General features: G+C 69.4%; 13 protein-coding genes. 4 read left to right on the top strand and 9 right to left on the bottom strand.

Annotated features, from left to right (window positions below):
• The first annotated feature begins 36 nt into the window (after window positions 1-36).
• The 3 genes from NO998_RS11340 (at window position 37) to NO998_RS11350 (ending at window position 2,749) form a co-directional block, all read left to right on the top strand.
• Window positions 37-1,065 (top strand): A24 family peptidase, encoded by a 1,029-nt coding sequence (locus NO998_RS11340; RefSeq protein WP_267647310.1) that lies wholly within the window; start codon window positions 37-39, stop codon window positions 1,063-1,065.
• Between the two features lie 149 nt (window positions 1,066-1,214).
• On the top strand, window positions 1,215-1,616 hold the full coding sequence (gene hisI, locus NO998_RS11345) for a phosphoribosyl-AMP cyclohydrolase (protein ID WP_267647311.1): 402 nt from the start codon (window positions 1,215-1,217) through the stop codon (window positions 1,614-1,616).
• Window positions 1,613-2,749: a DUF7118 family protein gene (locus NO998_RS11350; RefSeq protein WP_267647312.1), complete on the top strand. Its 1,137-nt coding sequence runs from the start codon at window positions 1,613-1,615 to the stop codon at window positions 2,747-2,749. Before hisI ends, NO998_RS11350 begins: the two co-directional genes overlap by 4 nt.
• A gap of 212 nt (window positions 2,750-2,961) precedes the next feature.
• Here NO998_RS11350 and glmM read toward each other — a convergent pair whose 3' ends face one another.
• The 9 genes from glmM to lipA form a co-directional block, all read right to left on the bottom strand.
• Entirely contained in the window at window positions 2,962-4,332 is a 1,371-nt protein-coding gene (gene glmM / locus NO998_RS11355; RefSeq protein WP_267647313.1) for a phosphoglucosamine mutase, read from the bottom strand.
• Window positions 4,333-4,496: 164 nt separating this feature from the next.
• Window positions 4,497-5,045, bottom strand: a complete 549-nt coding sequence (locus NO998_RS11360; RefSeq protein ID WP_267647315.1) for a SprT-like domain-containing protein — start codon at window positions 5,043-5,045, stop codon at window positions 4,497-4,499.
• A gap of 253 nt (window positions 5,046-5,298) precedes the next feature.
• On the bottom strand, window positions 5,299-7,251 hold the full coding sequence (locus NO998_RS11365; protein WP_267647316.1) for an ABC transporter ATP-binding protein: 1,953 nt from the start codon (window positions 7,249-7,251) through the stop codon (window positions 5,299-5,301).
• 84 nt (window positions 7,252-7,335) lie between these two features.
• Entirely contained in the window at window positions 7,336-7,662 is a 327-nt protein-coding gene (locus NO998_RS11370) for a hypothetical protein (protein WP_267647317.1), read from the bottom strand.
• A gap of 40 nt (window positions 7,663-7,702) precedes the next feature.
• Entirely contained in the window at window positions 7,703-9,127 is a 1,425-nt protein-coding gene (lpdA, locus tag NO998_RS11375) for a dihydrolipoyl dehydrogenase (RefSeq protein ID WP_267647318.1), read from the bottom strand.
• Window positions 9,127-10,617, bottom strand: coding sequence for a dihydrolipoamide acetyltransferase family protein (locus NO998_RS11380; RefSeq protein WP_267647319.1), 1,491 nt, complete (start codon window positions 10,615-10,617; stop codon window positions 9,127-9,129). The genes lpdA and NO998_RS11380 overlap by 1 nt, the downstream gene beginning before the upstream one ends.
• A gap of 1 nt (window position 10,618) precedes the next feature.
• Window positions 10,619-11,608, bottom strand: a complete 990-nt coding sequence (locus NO998_RS11385) for an alpha-ketoacid dehydrogenase subunit beta (RefSeq protein ID WP_267647320.1) — start codon at window positions 11,606-11,608, stop codon at window positions 10,619-10,621.
• On the bottom strand, window positions 11,605-12,711 hold the full coding sequence (pdhA, locus tag NO998_RS11390) for a pyruvate dehydrogenase (acetyl-transferring) E1 component subunit alpha (protein WP_267647321.1): 1,107 nt from the start codon (window positions 12,709-12,711) through the stop codon (window positions 11,605-11,607). The genes NO998_RS11385 and pdhA overlap by 4 nt, the downstream gene beginning before the upstream one ends.
• 305 nt (window positions 12,712-13,016) lie before the next feature.
• Window positions 13,017-13,967: a lipoyl synthase gene (gene lipA, locus NO998_RS11395; protein WP_267647322.1), complete on the bottom strand. Its 951-nt coding sequence runs from the start codon at window positions 13,965-13,967 to the stop codon at window positions 13,017-13,019.
• A 115-nt stretch (window positions 13,968-14,082) separates the two neighbouring features.
• Between lipA and NO998_RS11400 the strand changes: the two genes are divergently transcribed.
• Window positions 14,083-15,528, top strand: coding sequence for an MATE family efflux transporter (locus NO998_RS11400; protein ID WP_267647323.1), 1,446 nt, complete (start codon window positions 14,083-14,085; stop codon window positions 15,526-15,528).

Genomic DNA, 15,528 nt, shown 5'->3' on the forward strand with positions numbered 1-15,528 from the left:
CCCAAACGCTTTGCACGTCGCCGCTGGCCTCCGAGTATGTTCGACGCGCTCGGAACGGTCGCCTCGACGGGCGACGCGCTCCGCCTGCTCGCGGTGCCCCTGCTGGGGTGGGCGGCGCTCCGGGACGTCCGCACTCGGCGGGTCCCCAACTGGATCTGGTACGTCATCGGCGGCCTCGGACTCGTCCTCCTCGTCGCCGACTTAGTCCGCTGGTGGCCGTTCACCGGCGCGTTCGCCCGCCTCCAACTGTTCCGCGTCGCGGTGAGTGTCGGCGTCGTCGTCCCGCTCTCGTACCTCTTCTGGCGTATCGGCGGCTTCGGCGGCGCCGACGCCAAGGCGCTGATGGCGCTCGCGGTGCTGTTCCCGACCTACCCCGCCTACTACCCGCCGGTCACGCTGTTCGGCGTCGACCTGCCGCCGGTTCTCCCCGCAGAACCGACCGTCGTCGGCGTGTTCTCGTTTACGGTGCTGACCAACACCGTTCTCGTCGGGGCCCTCTTTCCGGTCGTGCTCGCGGTCCGGAACGCGCTCGCAGGGCGGGTCGCGCCGGCGATGTTCCTCGCACGGGTCGTCCCCGTCGCCGACCTGTCGGGGCTCCATGGCCGACTGTTTCAGAACCGCTCGGGGCTCACGCGCTCGGGCCTCGACGTGGACGCCCTCCGGATGTACCTCCGCTGGCGCGGCCTCTCGCTCGCCGACCTGCGGGCGGCCCCCGACCGCTACCGCGACCCCGCGAGCGTCGTCCGGACGTACGAGCCGACCGACGGCGCCGTCAACGAGGCGGCCGCCGAACACGGCCCCGCCGCCGACGACCCGCGTGAAGCGACCGGCGGGGAGTACGGCGACCCGTGGGCCGCCGAGCGCTTTTTGGACGAACTCGACGGCTCGGCGTACGGCACCGACGCCGAGACGCTGCGGGAGGGGCTGGAAACCGTCGCCGCCGAGGAGGAACTCTGGCTCTCGCCGGGGCTCCCGTTCATCGTCCCGATGTTCGTCGGCCTGCTGCTCGCGCTGACCTACGGCGACCTGCTCTACGGGCTGTTGACCGCGATCGGGCTGGCTTGACCAGCGGCTCGGTGATGGAGCCGTCGAGTTCCCGGCTGTGACCGACCGCCCCGGGCCGTTCGGTCAGGTCGACCGTTCGCGCCCACCTCGCTGCCTCCGTGGTCGCCGCCGCCCGCGCACTCTTTACGCCCGAGGGCAAACCCACCCGTATGTCCGACCGCCAGACGATCGATATCGAGTTCGGCGACGACGGCCTCGTCCCCGCGGTGGCACAGGACGCAGACTCCGGCGAGGTCCTGATGCTCGCGTACGTCTCGCCGGACGCCCTCCAGCGCACCGTCGACACCGGCCGCGCCCACTACTACTCCCGCTCCCGTGAGGAACTCTGGGAGAAGGGGGCCTCCAGCGGTCACACCCAGTCGGTGGTCGACGTGCGCGTCGACTGTGACGCCGACACGCTGCTGTACGTCGTCGAACAGGAGGGCGGCGCCTGCCACACCGGCCACCGATCCTGTTTCTACCGCTCGGTCGAGGACGCCGAGGGCGGGGAGACGGTGACGGCACGGAACGTCGGCGAGAAGGTGTTCGACCCCGACGCAGTCTACGAATGAGCGTCGCCGACGGACCGGTCCCCACGGAGCCGACGACCGACGACCTGCTCGCGGAACTCCGGGACGCCCGCGCCGAACGCGCCGAGGTCGAGGCCGAGATCGAGCGCCACGGCGAGGCGTCGGTGCAGGCCGTCGCCGACGCGGTCGGCGAGGCGGCCCGACTGTTCGAGCGCTACGAGGACTCGGCCACCGGCACCGGCGACTTCGAGGCGTATCTGGAGTTCCAGAGCCAGTTCGCGGAGTTGGTGGACGGCCTGTCCGAGGACCTCCCCGAACGCGACGGGTTCGAGGCGGCCGACGACGCGGTCGACCAGCGCACCATCTCCGAGAGCGACTTCCAGCGCGCCCGCGAATCGATCGAGGGCGCACGGAGGATCGCCGACCTCCTCGACCGGCGCGAGGCCGCAGAGGAGCGCGTCGCAGACGCCGAACGTGCCGTCTCGAAGCGCCTGTCGGCGCTCGACCGCCGGCTGGACGAACTCGCGGACCTCCGGCGCCTCGGCGACGCCGACCTCTCGGCACCGACCGAGGAGCTGACCGAGCCCATCGAGCGCTACGACGCTGCGGTCCGTGACGACTTCGAGGGGTACGTCGACGAGGCGCCGGTTCGGGAGCTACTGACCCTCATCGAGACGACGCGGCTCTACCCGCTGGTCGAGTTCGAGCGCCCCCCGGCGGACCTCCTGACGTACGTCGAGGACCACGCCGTCGGCGCCGAGCCGTTGCCGACGCTGCTCTCCTACGCCCAGTACTCCGGCTCGAAGCTCTCTCACTACGTCGAGGACCCGACGGCGTTCGAGACGACGGTGCCGGTCCACCGTACCTATCTCGACCGGATCGACGCCGAGCCGCTGACGGTCGGCTCGCCGCCGCCGGCCGACCGGCTGCGCCACCTCGCCGCCGAGTTGGTGTCGGTGACCGCCCGGTTCGCCGACGAGGAGACGGTCGCGCTGGCCCGCGAGCTACAGGCGCTCGCGCGCCGCGACGACTACGACCGCATCCGCGACGCCGTCGTCGCCGAGGCCGAACTCACTGCCGACCAGCGGCGGGCGCTGCAGGACGGCGAGATCGAGGCCGAGGCCGAACGGTGTAGAGAGGCTCGCGAACGGCTCGCGCGGGCGCTCGAGGACTGAGAAACGAGCGTCGCGCCGAAAGGGCGGCGCGACGTGTGGGCAAACGGTGATCCGCGGCGGGCAGCCGCGGGGGTGAGACCGGGCAGGTCTCGGGTCACGTCCGCGCCGGGCAGGGCGGACGGCGCCGGGTGTCCGGCGTACTACAACCGATGCAGGGCAGCGGTATAAGTCCGCGTCAGACCCGTTTCAGAACGGGGAAACGTTTCCCGGAATCAGGCGTCGGCCAGCGCGGCGCGGAGTTCGTCCTCGACGGCGTCGGCGAGTTCGGTCGCCCGGCCGGCGTTCCCCGCCTCGGCGTAGATCCGGACTTTCGGCTCGGTGCCGCTGGGGCGGACGAGAACCCACGCGTCGCCGTAGTCGAGGCGGTAGCCGTCGACGGTGCTGGCTTCCACGTCGGCCTCCTCGGCGTACCGTTCGGCGGCGGCGAGCATCGCGCTGAGTTCGGACTCCTCCCCGTAGCTGAGGTTCCGCCGCACGTTCTCGTAGGCGGTGTAGGGTTCGACGACGGCGCTCGCGGGGGCGTCGGTGCCGGCGAGCAGTTCGAGGAACTTCGCGCCGATGAACGCGCCGTCCCGGACCAGCCGGTAGTTCGGGAAGAAGATTCCCCCGTTGCCCTCGCCCGAGATCGGCACCCGGCGGTCGGCGGCCTGTAGCTCCTGGATCCGGGTGATGATGTTGGTCGCGCCGATGGGCGTGAGTTCGAGGTCCGCGCCCACGTCGTCGCAGACGTCGACGAGTCGCTGGGAGACGTTGACCGCGGCGACGGTCGCGTCGCCCGGTTCGAGCGCCTCGGCGGCCAGCGCGGCGAGCGAGGCGTCGCCCTCGATGTACTCGCCGGTCTCGTCGAAGAAGATGGCGCGGTCGGCGTCGCCGTCGTGAGCGATGCCCACGTCGGCGTCGGTCGCCCGGACGAGTCGGCCCAGGTCGTCGAGGTTCTCGGGCACCGGTTCGGGGTCGCGGCCGGGGAAGTGGCCGTCGGGGTTGCCGTTGACGGTCACGACCTCACAGCCCAGCCGGCGGAAGAACTCCGGACTGGTCAGCGCGCCCGCCCCGTGGCCGGGGTCGAGCGCGACCGTGAGGTCGGCGTCGGCGATGGCCTCGCGGTCGGCGCCGCCGAGGAGGTCCTCGACGTAGTCGTCGCGGGGGCCCTCGATCCTCGTCGAACTCCCGGCTCCCTGCCAGCCGGCCTCGTCGAACGTCTCGCCGAGGAGGCAGTCCTCGACGCGTTCGAGTTCGGCGACGGGGAGTTCGACGCCGTCGGCGCCGACCAGTTTGATCCCGTTGTACTCGGGCGGGTTGTGGGAGGCCGTGACGACGACGGCCGGCAGTTCCTCGACCTCCGCGTAGCGCACGGCGGCGGGCGTGGGGAGCACGCCCAGCCGGTCGGCGTCGACGCCGACGGCGGTGAGGCCGGCGTCGGCGGCGTTGGCGAACTGTTCGCCGGTGGTTCGCGTGTCCCGGGCGATGGCGGCGCGGTCGGTGTCCCAGACCGTCCCCGCGGCTTTGGCGACCCGGAGCACGAACTCGGCGGTGAGCTGTTCCCCGGCGACCCCGCGGGTGCCGCTGGAGCCGAAGACCTTCATTCGGGTGGGAGTTGTGTGCTGGGGGTCAAAGCGGTTCCGAAGGGCGCAAGCGTGTGGTTTCCCGGCCCGTGTCGATCACGGGTGTGCAGGCATCGCTCGACGGCGGGGCCACGTGTCACGGAAGTGGGTCCGCCCCGTGGCCGTCCGTAGCGAACACACGCCGCTCAGCGGGACCCGTTCTCGTCAACGGGAACCACGCTGAACCGACCGCCACAGTCGCCACAGCGGAACTGGTCGGCCTGCTTCACGAGTTTCGACTCCCTGTACCGGGCGATCTCCCGATCGCACTCCTCACAGCGTACCCAGTAGGACGGCTCGCTGAACCGTTCGCAGTGGACGCTCGTGTCGAGGGCTTCGGCGAACTGTTGGAACCGTTTTCCGTGGCCCACGTCCCGTTCGGTGTTCAGGAGGTGTGCGTGGATCAGTTCGTGCCGGATCGTACTGGTGACTGCGAGCCACCCGCTGTTCTCGAAGTGCCGTCGGGCGATCTGGATCCGCTGGGGTTGCCCATCGGAATGGAACAGCGCGCCGGCCCGCCGTTTCGCGCGGTGACTGATCTCCCACTCCAACGAACTGACTGCGACCGCGAGGTCGTGTGCCTCGACCACCTTGCGAGCGTATATCTTCACGACCGAACGCAGTTCGCCGTCAGTGCAGTCACTGGAGAGGGCGTAGCGCTCTTCGGTACCCAAGTGCCCCGTCGAGTCACTCATCCGCCACCACTCGGGGCAGCCCCGCCCCGGCCCCCGGAACCGATGCATACGTCGGTGAACCGCTCATACGTCGTTACCCTCCCTCGGGGCACGACAACACCTATAGTTGATGGGGGGCGTTCGACAGGCCGTCATCGCGCGGCACAGCGTCGACGACGCGACCCCCCGTCGCGGCCCCTGTCGCCGTCCGCGGGACGAGTGCCGGCCCAGACAACCCACCGCGAACCCCGACTCTGGGAGCGCTTCCCGAGCACTAATCGTCCCCGGTCGCCACGCCAGCCGACCCGCCCCCGCCGGCCTGCATCCCCCAGAGCTTCGCGTAGTCGCCGTCGCGGGCGAGCAGTTCCTCGTGGCTCCCGGTTTCGGCGACCTGCCCGTTCTCCATCACCACGATTCGGTCGGCGTCCTTGATCGTTGAGAGTCGGTGCGCGATGACGAACGCCGTCCGGTCCTCGGTCAGTCGGTCGAGGCTCTGCTGGATCTGCTCTTCGGTCTCGGTGTCCACGTCGGAGGTCGCCTCGTCCAGAATGACGATCTCGGGGTCGTTCAGCAGCGCCCGAGCGATCGCCAGCCGCTGGCGTTGGCCCCCGGAGAGTTTCACCCCGCGCTCGCCGATCTGGGTGTCGTACCCCTCCGGCAGGTCGGTGATGAACTCGTGGGCCTCGGCGGCTTTCGCGGCGTCGACGACCGTCTCGCTCACCCCCTCGTCGTCGCCCGAGAGCACCGAGAGGTCGCCGTAGGCGATGTTCTCCTCGGCGGTCCCCGAGAACATGTAGGGGTTCTGCTCGACGATGCCGACGTGCTCGCGCAGGCTCGCGAGGTCCCACTCCCGCACGTCCACGTCGTCGACGCGCACGGCCCCAGAGTCGACGTCATCAGACTGCGTCTGATTGGCCGACGAGAGCCGACGGCTCTCGTCAACGTCGTAGAACCGCGGCAGCAGCTTCAGCAGCGTCGACTTCCCGGCGCCGGTGGTCCCGGCGAGCCCGACCGTCTGCCCCGCCTCGACGCCGAGGTCGACGCCGTTCAGGATCGTCTCGTTCTCGTCGTAGGCGAACGTCACGTCGTCGAACTCGACGTGGCCATCGACGCCCTCTGGGACGTAGGCGTCCTCCGGCGTCGTCACCTCGGGTTCGTGGCCGAGGATGCCGAACACGCGCTCGGAGGAGGACTTCGCCAGTTGGTACTTGTTCGCCGTCTTCCCGACGCGGCGCATCGGCGCGTAGAGGCGGCGCAGCAGCATGAAGAACGTCGCCACGACGCCGGCTTCCAGCGCGCTGGAGGAGCCGGTGACGATGTCGCTGCCGACGACCCAGAGCATCGCGACGAACACCAGCCCCGTGATGACCCGCAGCGACGAGAAAAAGGCCCGCCTGATCTTGATCGCGCCGACCTTCTCGTCGTGATAGTGCTCGCTCTGGTCCGAGACTCGGTCGAGTTCGAAGTCGTAGCGGTTGAACGTCTTGATGACCCGCGCCCCGCCGAGGTTGTTCTCCAGTCGGGAGTTCAGTCGCGACACCGTCTCGCGGATCCCGCGGTACTTCGGCTCGATCCACGTCAGGAACTTCCCGGAGGCCAGCCCGATGATCGGTACGGGCGCGAGCGCGATCACCGCGACCTTCGGCGAGTACCAGAACATGATCGCCGCGATGCCGCCGACGGTGGCGACGACGCGGATCGCCTGCCGGATCTCGGTGTTCAGGAACTGCTCCAGCCGGTTCACGTCCTGGTTCAGCACGGACATCATCGCGCCGGTCTGGTGGGTGGCGAAGAAGCCCAGCGAGAGCCGCTGGATGTGGTCGTACGTGTCGTTCCGGAGGTCCCGCTGTACCTTCTGGGCGGTAGACATGAACAGGTACCGCGAGGCGAACCGGGCCAGCGACCGGACGACGTAGGCGGCGCCGGCGATGATCACCAACTGTTCGAGGAACTGGAGGCGGGCGGCTTCGCCGGCGATCTGTCCCTCCGGGATCAGTCCGGCGCTGACGAGCAGCCCACCCTCGCCGGTGCCCTGCATGATCACGCGGTCGATGGCGACGCCGACCAACAGCGGCGGGATCAGCCGCGACAACCGGACCACGAACGCGGCGACGGTGCCCACGCTCAGGCGCCGCCAGTACGGCAGACAGTAGCGCAGGAGCCCCTTCATCGAGTGGCCGTCGACGGACTGACGGATCTCGGAGAAGCTCCCGTGTTCGTCACCCATTACGGTTCGAAACTGTCTCCAGCCGGAAAGATGTAGGCCTCGCGGACGGTCGGGCCGCTTCGGAACCGGCCGGCTCGGTCGGGGTTACTCGCCCTCGTCGTCGACCAGATCGGTCTCCGAGAGCGGCACCGCCGACAGCCCGCCGGCGTTGCCGTTCTTGTAGGCGTAGATCACCACGCCGGCATCGGGGTCGACGGCACGTTTAAGCGTCCCGTGAGGATCGTCGTCGGCGATGGTCGCGGTGTCGAGGTCGGCGAGCGGGACCGGTTCGGAGCCGTCGTCGACGGCGGGGTCGCCGGTGGCGTCAGCGGATTCGTCGACGTCACCAGAACGCTTTGCGCTCTCGTCGACGCCCCAGCCGCCGCTGTCTGTCGTGTCGTCCTGCTCGTCCTCGTCGTCGAAGAGGGCCATACCGGGCATGTGACCCGGCGGACCGAAAACGTACCGGCGACTACCGGTTCAGCGTGTGGATCGCTTCGTCGTTCGCGTTCTCGGCGGCCTCCATCACGGCTTCGGCGAGCGTCGGGTGGGTGTGGACCGTGGAGGCGACGTCCTCCAGGGTCGCGCCCATCTCGATGGCGAGTGTGAGTTCGGCGATCAGTTCGCTGGCCTCGGGGCCGACGATCTGGGCGCCCAGCACGAAGTCGGCCTCCTGCTCGGCGACGATCCGGACGAACCCCTCACTCTCGCCAGTCGAGAGCGCGCGCCCGGAGGCGCGGAACGGGAACTGCCCGATCTTGGGCTCGAAGCCGGCCTCCTCGGCCTCGGCTTCGGTCATGCCCACGGTGGCGATCTCGGGATCCGTGAAGACGGCCGCCGGGATCGCCTGCTGGTCGAGCGCCGCTGGCTCGCCGGCGATCACTTCGGCGGCGACGATACCCTCCTTGCTGGCCTTGTGGGCCAGCATCGGCTCGCCGGCCACGTCGCCGACGGCGTAGATGTTGTCGACGTTCGTGCGGGCCTGATCGTCGGTCGCGATGAAGCCGTGCTCGTCGACCTCGACGCCGGCGGCCTCGGGGTCGAGGCTCTCCGAGACGGGCTGGCGGCCGACCGCCACGAGCACCTTGTCGGCGTCGTAGGTCGACTCCTCGCCGTCCTCGTCCTCGGTGGTCACGACGATGCCGTCGCCGTCCTCGACCCACTCGCTGGCGGCCTCGCCGAAGTTGAAGTCGATGCCGAGGTCGTCGGCACGCTTCTTGACGACGCGGCTCACGTCGTCCTCGTAGCCCGGGAGGATGCCGTCGAGCATCTCCACGACGGTCACGTCGACGCCCATCTTCGCGAACACCGTCGAGAGCTCCATGCCGATGTAGCCCGCGCCGACCACGAGCAGTTTCTCGGGTGGCTCCTCGACGTCGAGGGCGTCCCGCGACGACCAGACGGGGTCGTCGGCGTACTCGAAGCCCGGGATCTGGATCGGACGGGAGCCCGTGGCGACGATGGCGTGTTCGAACTCGATGGACTCCGAGCCCTGCCCCTCGCCGCCGTGGGCGATCCGGGCGGTGGAGTCGTCGACGAACGTCGCCTCGCCCTCGATCAGGTTGACGCCGTTGGCCTTACAGAGCTTCTCGACGCCGCTCGTCAGTTGGTCGACGACGCCGGCCTTCCACTCCTGCATTTCGTCGGCGCGGATCAGGGGGTCGGCGTAGACGCCCATCTCCTCGGCGTTGCGCGCGTCGTGGGCCACGTCCGTGGCGCTGATGAGCGCCTTCGAGGGGATGCAGCCGTAGTTCAGGCAGGTCCCGCCGTAGGCGTCGCGGTCGACCAACGTCGTGTCCAGCCCGTTCTGGGCGGCGCGGATGGCGGCCACGTAGCCCCCCGGTCCCGCGCCGACCACCAGTACCTCAGTTCCCGTCGTTACGTCTCCTACGACCATTATAGCAGTAGCTTCGTCGGCTCAGCCAAGTATTCCTTCACCGTGTTGGTGAACTGTGCGGCCTCCGCACCGTCGATCACGCGGTGGTCGATGGCCAGCGAGAGCGGCAGCGTGTGGGCCGCCACGACCTCGCCGTCGTCGACGACCGGGCGCTGTTCGATGGCGCCCAGCCCGATGATCGCGGTTTCGGGGTAGTTGATGATCGGCGTGGCGTACTCGCCGCCGAACGCCCCGAAGTTGGTGATGGTGAACGTCCCGCCCTGCATCTCCGACGGCTTGATCGAGCGGTCCCGCGCCCGACTGGCGAGGTCGCTGATCTCGTCGGCCAGTTCGAGGAGCCCCTTCTCGTCGACGTTCTTCACGACCGGCACCATCAGCCCGGCGTCGGTCGCCACGGCGATGCCGATGTTGTAGTAGTTCTTCAGCCGGATGACCTCCTCCTCCTCGTCGAGTTCGGAGTTGAGGATCGGGTACTCCTTCAGCCCGGCCACGACGGCCTTCAGGACGAACGCCATGTAGGTCAGGCGCGTGCCCTTCTCCTCGGCGGTCTCCTTCAGCCCCTCGCGGGTCTCGACCAGCTGGTCGATCTCGGCGGTGTCGTGGTGGGTGACGTGCGGGGCGGTGTACTTCGAGGCCGCCATCTGATCGCCGATCGTTCGGCGAACGCCGCGGTAGGGGACCGTCTCCTCGCGGGCGCCCTCGTCGGCCGCCGACGTAGCGGGCTCGGCTGTCTCGCCGCCGGATTCGGCGAACGCGCGCAGCCGTTCCTCGGTGACGAACGCCTCGCCCTCGCGGGTCTCCTCGGTCGGCACGGCGTCGATGTCGACACCGAGGTCCTTCGCGAGCGCGCGGGTCGCGGGCACCGCGAGGGTCGTCTCGCGGCTCGCGGTCCCGCTCGGGGCGGCGCCGGCAGTCGCGTCGGCGCTCGCACCCGTGGACTCCGCCGCTTCGCCCTCGCCGGGCGTGACGGGGGTCTCGTCGGCGGTCCCGTCGTGCTCCTCGGCGGCGTCGTGGTGGGCCTGCACGTCGGCCTCGCTGATCCGGCCGCCGGGGCCGGAGCCGTCCACGTCGGTGATGTCGACGCCGAGTTCGCGGGCCAGTCGGCGCGCGGCCGGCGGCGCGAACACGCGACCCTCGGGGGTCTCTGCGGCGGCGGCTTCCTCGGTCTCGGTCTTCGCCTCGTCGACGCTGTCGCCGGGTTCCCCCTCCGTGTCGGGGGCTTCGGCCGCAGCGTCGCCGCCCTCGGCGTCGCCGACGTCAAACGAGATGATGACGTCGCCGACGGGGACCATCTGGCCCTCCTCGGCGAACAGTTCCTTCACGGTGCCGTCGTAGCGGGAGGGCACCTCGACCAGCGCCTTGTCCGTCTCGACCTCGGCGACGATCTCGCCCTCGCTCACGGTGTCGCCGACCGACACCAGCCACGAGACGAGTTCGCCCTCGGCGATCCCTTCGCCAACGTCGGGGAGTTTGAACTCTTTGACAGCCATCTTAGAACTCCACCGCCTCGCGGATACCGTCCTCGACCCGGGCGGCGTTGGGTAGGTAGTAGTCCTCCATCGCGTACAGCGGTACGGGCACGTCGAACCCGGTGACGCGCTTGACCGGCGCCTCTTGGTAGATCAGGGCCTCCTCCTGGATGAGGGAGGTGATCTCGCCGCCGAGGCCGCCCGACTTGGGGGCCTCGTGGACGACGACGGCGCGGCCGGTCTTCTTGAACGACTCGACGATGGCCTCGCGGTCGAGCGGCGAGACCGTCCGCAGGTCGATCACTTCGGCGTCGATACCCGCCTCCTCAGCGAGGTTCTCGGCCGCTTCCAGCGTCGGCCGGGTCATCGCGCCGTAGGTGAACACCGACACGTCCTCGCCCTCGCGGCGGGTCGCGGCCTCGCCGATGGGGACCTCGTAGTCCTCCTCGGGCACCTCGCCGCGGAACGCGCGGTAGATGAGTTTGGGTTCGAGGAAGACCACGGGGTCAGGGTCCCGGATCGCCGAGATCAGCAGCCCCTTGGTGTCGTGGGGCGTCGAGGGGATGACCACCTTCAGGCCGGCCTCGTGGGCGTAGAACGCCTCCTTGGAGTCCGAGTGGTGTTCGGGCGCGCGGATGCCGCCGCCGTAGGGCGCTCGTAGCACCATCGGGAGCGAGAAGCGACTCCGGCTCCGGGTGCGGTAGCGCGCCATGTGGGAGACGATCTGGTCGAAACCGGGGTACATGAACCCGGAGAACTGGATCTCCGGAACCGGCTTCATGCCGCCGGTCGCCAGCCCGACGGCGCTGCCGATGATGCCCGACTCCGCCAGCGGCGTGTCGACGACGCGCTGGTCGCCGAACTCGTCCTGGAGGCCCTGCGTGGCCCGGAACACGCCGCCGTTGGCGCCGATGTCCTGTCCAAGCGCGACGACGTCGTCGTCGAGCGCCATCTCGGTCGCGAGCCCGTCCCGCACCGCCTGTACGATCGTGAGGTTCTGTGTCTCGCTCATTCTTCCAAGAACGCGTCCTTCCCGTGTCGGTCGACGCTGTCGAGGAACGCGTCGCGCTGTGCCTGCAGTTCCGGCGGGAGCTCCGCGTAGACGTGTTCGAACATCTCCTCGGGCTCGGGCCGGGGCTCGCTCTCGGCGGCGTCGATGGCCTCGTCGACCTGCTGTTCGACGCTCGCCTCGATATCGGAGACCTCCTCGTCGTCGAGGATGCCCTCGTTCCGGAGGTACGCCTCGAGTCGCGGGATCGGGTCTTTTGCCTTCCACTCCTCGACCTCCTCGTCGTCGCGGTAGACCGTCGGATCGTCCGCAGTCGTGTGGGCGCCGAAGCGGTACTGGACCGCCTCGATCATCGTCGGCCGGAGTTCGTCGGTGTCGGGGTCCCGGGCCTTCTCCAAGGCTTCCTGCGTGACCTTGTACACTGCCAGCGGGTCCATCCCGTCGACCTGCACGCCCTCGAAGCCGTAGGCCTCGGCCTTCTGGGCGAGCGTCTCGGCGGCCGTCTGTCGCTCGCGGGGAACCGAGATCGCCCACTGGTTGTTGTTACAGAAGAAAACCATCGGCACGTCGTAGACGCCGGCGAAGTTCATCCCCTCGTGGAAGTCACCCTCGCTGGTGGCGCCGTCGCCGAAGTAACAGATACCCGCACGGTCGTCGTGGCCCTGCAGTTTCCACGACCACGCCAGCCCCGCCGCGTGGGGGATCTGGCTGGCGATCGGGACCGCGACCGGCAGGATGTTGGCGTCCTCGGGCACGTCGTTGCCCGCCTCGTAGCCCATCCAGTACAGCAGCGTCTGCTTCAACGGGAGGCCCCGAACGACGGCGGCGCCGTGTTCGCGGTAGGACGGCACCATCCAGTCGTCGTCGGCCAGCGCGTACGCCGAACCGATCTGGGCACCCTCCTGGCCGGACAGCGGCGGGTACGTCCCCATCCGCCCCTGTCGCTGGAGGCTGACCGCCCGCTCGTCGAAGTGCCGGGAGAGCTTCATGTCCCGGTAGATCGAACGCAGCGTCTCCTCGTCGAGGTCCGGCACGTCGCCGACGACGTTGCCGTCCTCGTCGAGCACCTGTACCCGGTTCTCGGGGTCGCGTTCTATCGTGCTCACGGCTTTGTCCTCCGCTCCATAGGTCGGGTTTTCCGCCGCCGCCGGTATAGTGCTTTCGTAAAAGGTTTACTATGGGCAGAAATCTTGCACGCTCGCTTGTGTTCTTTCGAGAACGACGCCGATATTCTCAGAATATCGAATTAGGTGCGTCAAATTCCGGCGTTCCACTGCTCATCTATCGGTGAGCCGAACGGAATTGGACGAACGTTCGGGAAGGTTTCTTTCCGGCGGTCGACGCGCTCGGGGTCAGCACACTTCGAAGGTGCGTCCGCCTCGACGGGCGCGGTCCGCCCCGCCCGGGCCGACTAATCGCCCGCCGCGGCGCGGGCTTCGTCCCGGGCCTGCTCCGGGCTCTTGCCGTCCCGGACGAGGGCGTCGACGAACAGCTCGCCGGCCTTGTAGGACGAGCGGACCATCGGGCCCGAGGCACAGTAGAGGAAGCCCAGTTCCTCCTCGGCGACCCGGCGCCACGTCTCGAAGGCGTCCGGGTGGACGTACTCGAACACGTCGAGGTGCGAGCGGGAGGGCTGGAGGTACTGGCCGAAGGTGACGATGTCGACGCCGACCTGCCGGAGGTCCGAGACGGTCCGGTAGATCTCGTGGTCGTACTCGCCGAGGCCGAGCATCAGGCTGGTCTTGGTGTAGATGTCGGACTCGCGGTCGACCTGTTCGAGCACGTCGAGGGTCTGTTCGTAGTTCGCACGGCGATCCCGAACCGGCCACTGGAGGCGCTCGACGGTCTCGACGTTGTGGGCGATCACGTCGGGTTCGGCGTCGATGATCTGCCGGACGGCGTCCTCGTCGCCGCCGAAGTCGGGGATCAGGACTTCCACGAGCGTCCCGGGGTTTCGCTGCTTGCACTCCCGGATCGTCTCGGCGAAGTGGGCGGCGCCGCCGTCCTCGAGGTCGTCGCGGTCGACGGAGGTCAGGACGACGTAGTCGAGACCGATCTCGCCGACGGCCTCGGCGACGTTCGCGGGTTCGTCGGGGTCGAGCGCGTCCATCCCGCCGGTGGCCACGTCACAGAAGTTACATCCCCGGGAACAGCGCTCGCCCATCAGCATGAACGTCGCCGTCCCCGGGCCGGTGCCGGGGCCGTCGCGGCCCGACCAGCACTCGCCCATGTTCGGGCAGTTCGCCTCCTCACAGACGGTGTGGAGGTCCCGGTCGCGCAGCGTCTGCTTGATGTCGGCGAATCGCTGCCCCGTCGGCGGCTGGCTCTTCAGCCAGTCGGGTTTCCGCCTGCGGCTGCTCATGGCTCGGAGTGGGGCGGGGCCGGTGAAAAGCGTGCGGTTCGTTACACCGGACGCGCGGCTTGTTACCGTACCGACGAGTATTTGTTCCCTCTCAGTAATGTGCGTACGATACAGGATGACCGACCTCGATCCCGGCGACCTCACGGAGGGGTCGATCCCCCGCGCGCTGGTGCTGCTCGCGGCGCCGTTGGTCGCTCAGAACCTCGTTCAGGTCGCCAACTCCGCCGCCGACGTGTTCTGGCTCGGCCGGCTCGGCGACGGGGCGGTCGGCGCCGTGGGTTTGAACCAGCCCGTGATGGGACTCCTCTACGTCCCGCTGATGGCGGCGATGGTCGGGACCCAAGTGCTCGTCTCCCAGCGCGTCGGCGGCGACGACGACGCCGGCGCCCGGAAGGCGGTGTTCCACGGCGCCTGTCTGGCGCTTGTCGCCGGGCTCGCACTCACCCTGCTGATCGCGCCCAACGCCGGGCCGATCGTTCGCCTGCTCGGTGCCGGGCCGGATGTGGCGCCACAGGCCGCGGCCTACCTCTCTACGTACCTCCTGCTGTTCCCGTTTGTCTCCGTCAGCGACACCGTCGAGATGGGGTTCGTCGGTGCCGGCGACTCGAAGACGGCGATGTACCTGAACTTCCTGGCCATCGCCGGCAACCTCGTGCTCGATCCGCTGCTCATCTTCGGGGTCTGGGTCTTCCCCGAACTCGGCGTCGCCGGGGCCGCGCTCGCGACGGTGCTCGGCTACACGATGTCGATGGTGCTCGGGCTCTACTGGCTGGCCGGCGATCACGGCTCGATCTCGCTGTCGCTCTCGGACTTCGGGGTCGACCTCGACGAGTTCCGCGAGATGGTGGATATCGGCCTCCCGGCGGGGGGCCAGCGGCTGGCGGCCCAGTCGGTCCGACTGGTCGTCGTCGCCATCGTCACGGTCGTCGGCGGCGCCGCGGGGCTGGCGGCCTACACCGTCGGTGCCCGCATCGCCACGATCGCGTTCGTCCCCGCCACGGGTCTCCAGCAGGCCGGCCAGAGCGTCGTCGGCCAGAACCTCGGAGCCGACCGACCCGACCGCGCCCGCCGGGCGACGTGGATCGGCGTCGCCCTCGCCGCTGGCGCCCTCGCCGTCGTCGGCGCCGTCCAGTTCCTCGTCCCCGAGTTCCTCGCCGCGGTGTTCGTCCCGGACCTTTCGGCTCGGGGGGCCGAACTCTCGGTTCGCTACCTCGAGATCCTCGCGTACGGCTACCCCGCCATCGGCGCGACGTACATGCTGCTCGCGGGGCTCAACGGCGCCCGCCGAACCAAGACCAGCCTGATCGTCGACCTCGTGAAGTACTGGGGCATCCGCCTCCCCGTCGCGGTGCTGGCACTGCCGGCGGGCGTCGCCATCGGTGCCTTCGGCGTCTCGGTCGCGCCGGGGATCGGCCTCGGAAGCGACCCGATGGTGACGGTGTTCTGGGCGGTCACCGGCTCGAACGTCGTCGCCGCGCTGGGGCTGGCGGCGTACTTCCGCTACGCGACGAGCGACGGGCTGATGCGCCGCGCCGCCGATACCGCGACGGCCGCGGATTAG

Origin of the sequence: Halolamina litorea (genome assembly GCF_026616205.1) — an archaeon.
GTDB lineage: Archaea > Halobacteriota > Halobacteria > Halobacteriales > Haloferacaceae > Halolamina > Halolamina litorea.

Excerpts from the sequence above, each read along its gene's own strand:
- NO998_RS11340 (WP_267647310.1), top strand. The coding sequence starts at position 37 with ATGTTCGACGCGCTCGGAACGGTCGCCTCGACGGGCGACGCGCTCCGC.
- hisI (WP_267647311.1), top strand. The coding sequence starts at position 1,215 with ATGTCCGACCGCCAGACGATCGATATCGAGTTCGGCGACGACGGCCTC.
- NO998_RS11350 (WP_267647312.1), top strand. The coding sequence starts at position 1,613 with ATGAGCGTCGCCGACGGACCGGTCCCCACGGAGCCGACGACCGACGAC.
- glmM (WP_267647313.1), bottom strand. The coding sequence starts at position 4,332 with ATGAAGGTCTTCGGCTCCAGCGGCACCCGCGGGGTCGCCGGGGAACAG.
- NO998_RS11360 (WP_267647315.1), bottom strand. The coding sequence starts at position 5,045 with ATGAGTGACTCGACGGGGCACTTGGGTACCGAAGAGCGCTACGCCCTC.
- NO998_RS11365 (WP_267647316.1), bottom strand. The coding sequence starts at position 7,251 with ATGGGTGACGAACACGGGAGCTTCTCCGAGATCCGTCAGTCCGTCGAC.
- NO998_RS11370 (WP_267647317.1), bottom strand. The coding sequence starts at position 7,662 with ATGGCCCTCTTCGACGACGAGGACGAGCAGGACGACACGACAGACAGC.
- lpdA (WP_267647318.1), bottom strand. The coding sequence starts at position 9,127 with ATGGTCGTAGGAGACGTAACGACGGGAACTGAGGTACTGGTGGTCGGC.
- NO998_RS11380 (WP_267647319.1), bottom strand. The coding sequence starts at position 10,617 with ATGGCTGTCAAAGAGTTCAAACTCCCCGACGTTGGCGAAGGGATCGCC.
- NO998_RS11385 (WP_267647320.1), bottom strand. The coding sequence starts at position 11,608 with ATGAGCGAGACACAGAACCTCACGATCGTACAGGCGGTGCGGGACGGG.
- lipA (WP_267647322.1), bottom strand. The coding sequence starts at position 13,967 with ATGAGCAGCCGCAGGCGGAAACCCGACTGGCTGAAGAGCCAGCCGCCG.
- NO998_RS11400 (WP_267647323.1), top strand. The coding sequence starts at position 14,083 with ATGACCGACCTCGATCCCGGCGACCTCACGGAGGGGTCGATCCCCCGC.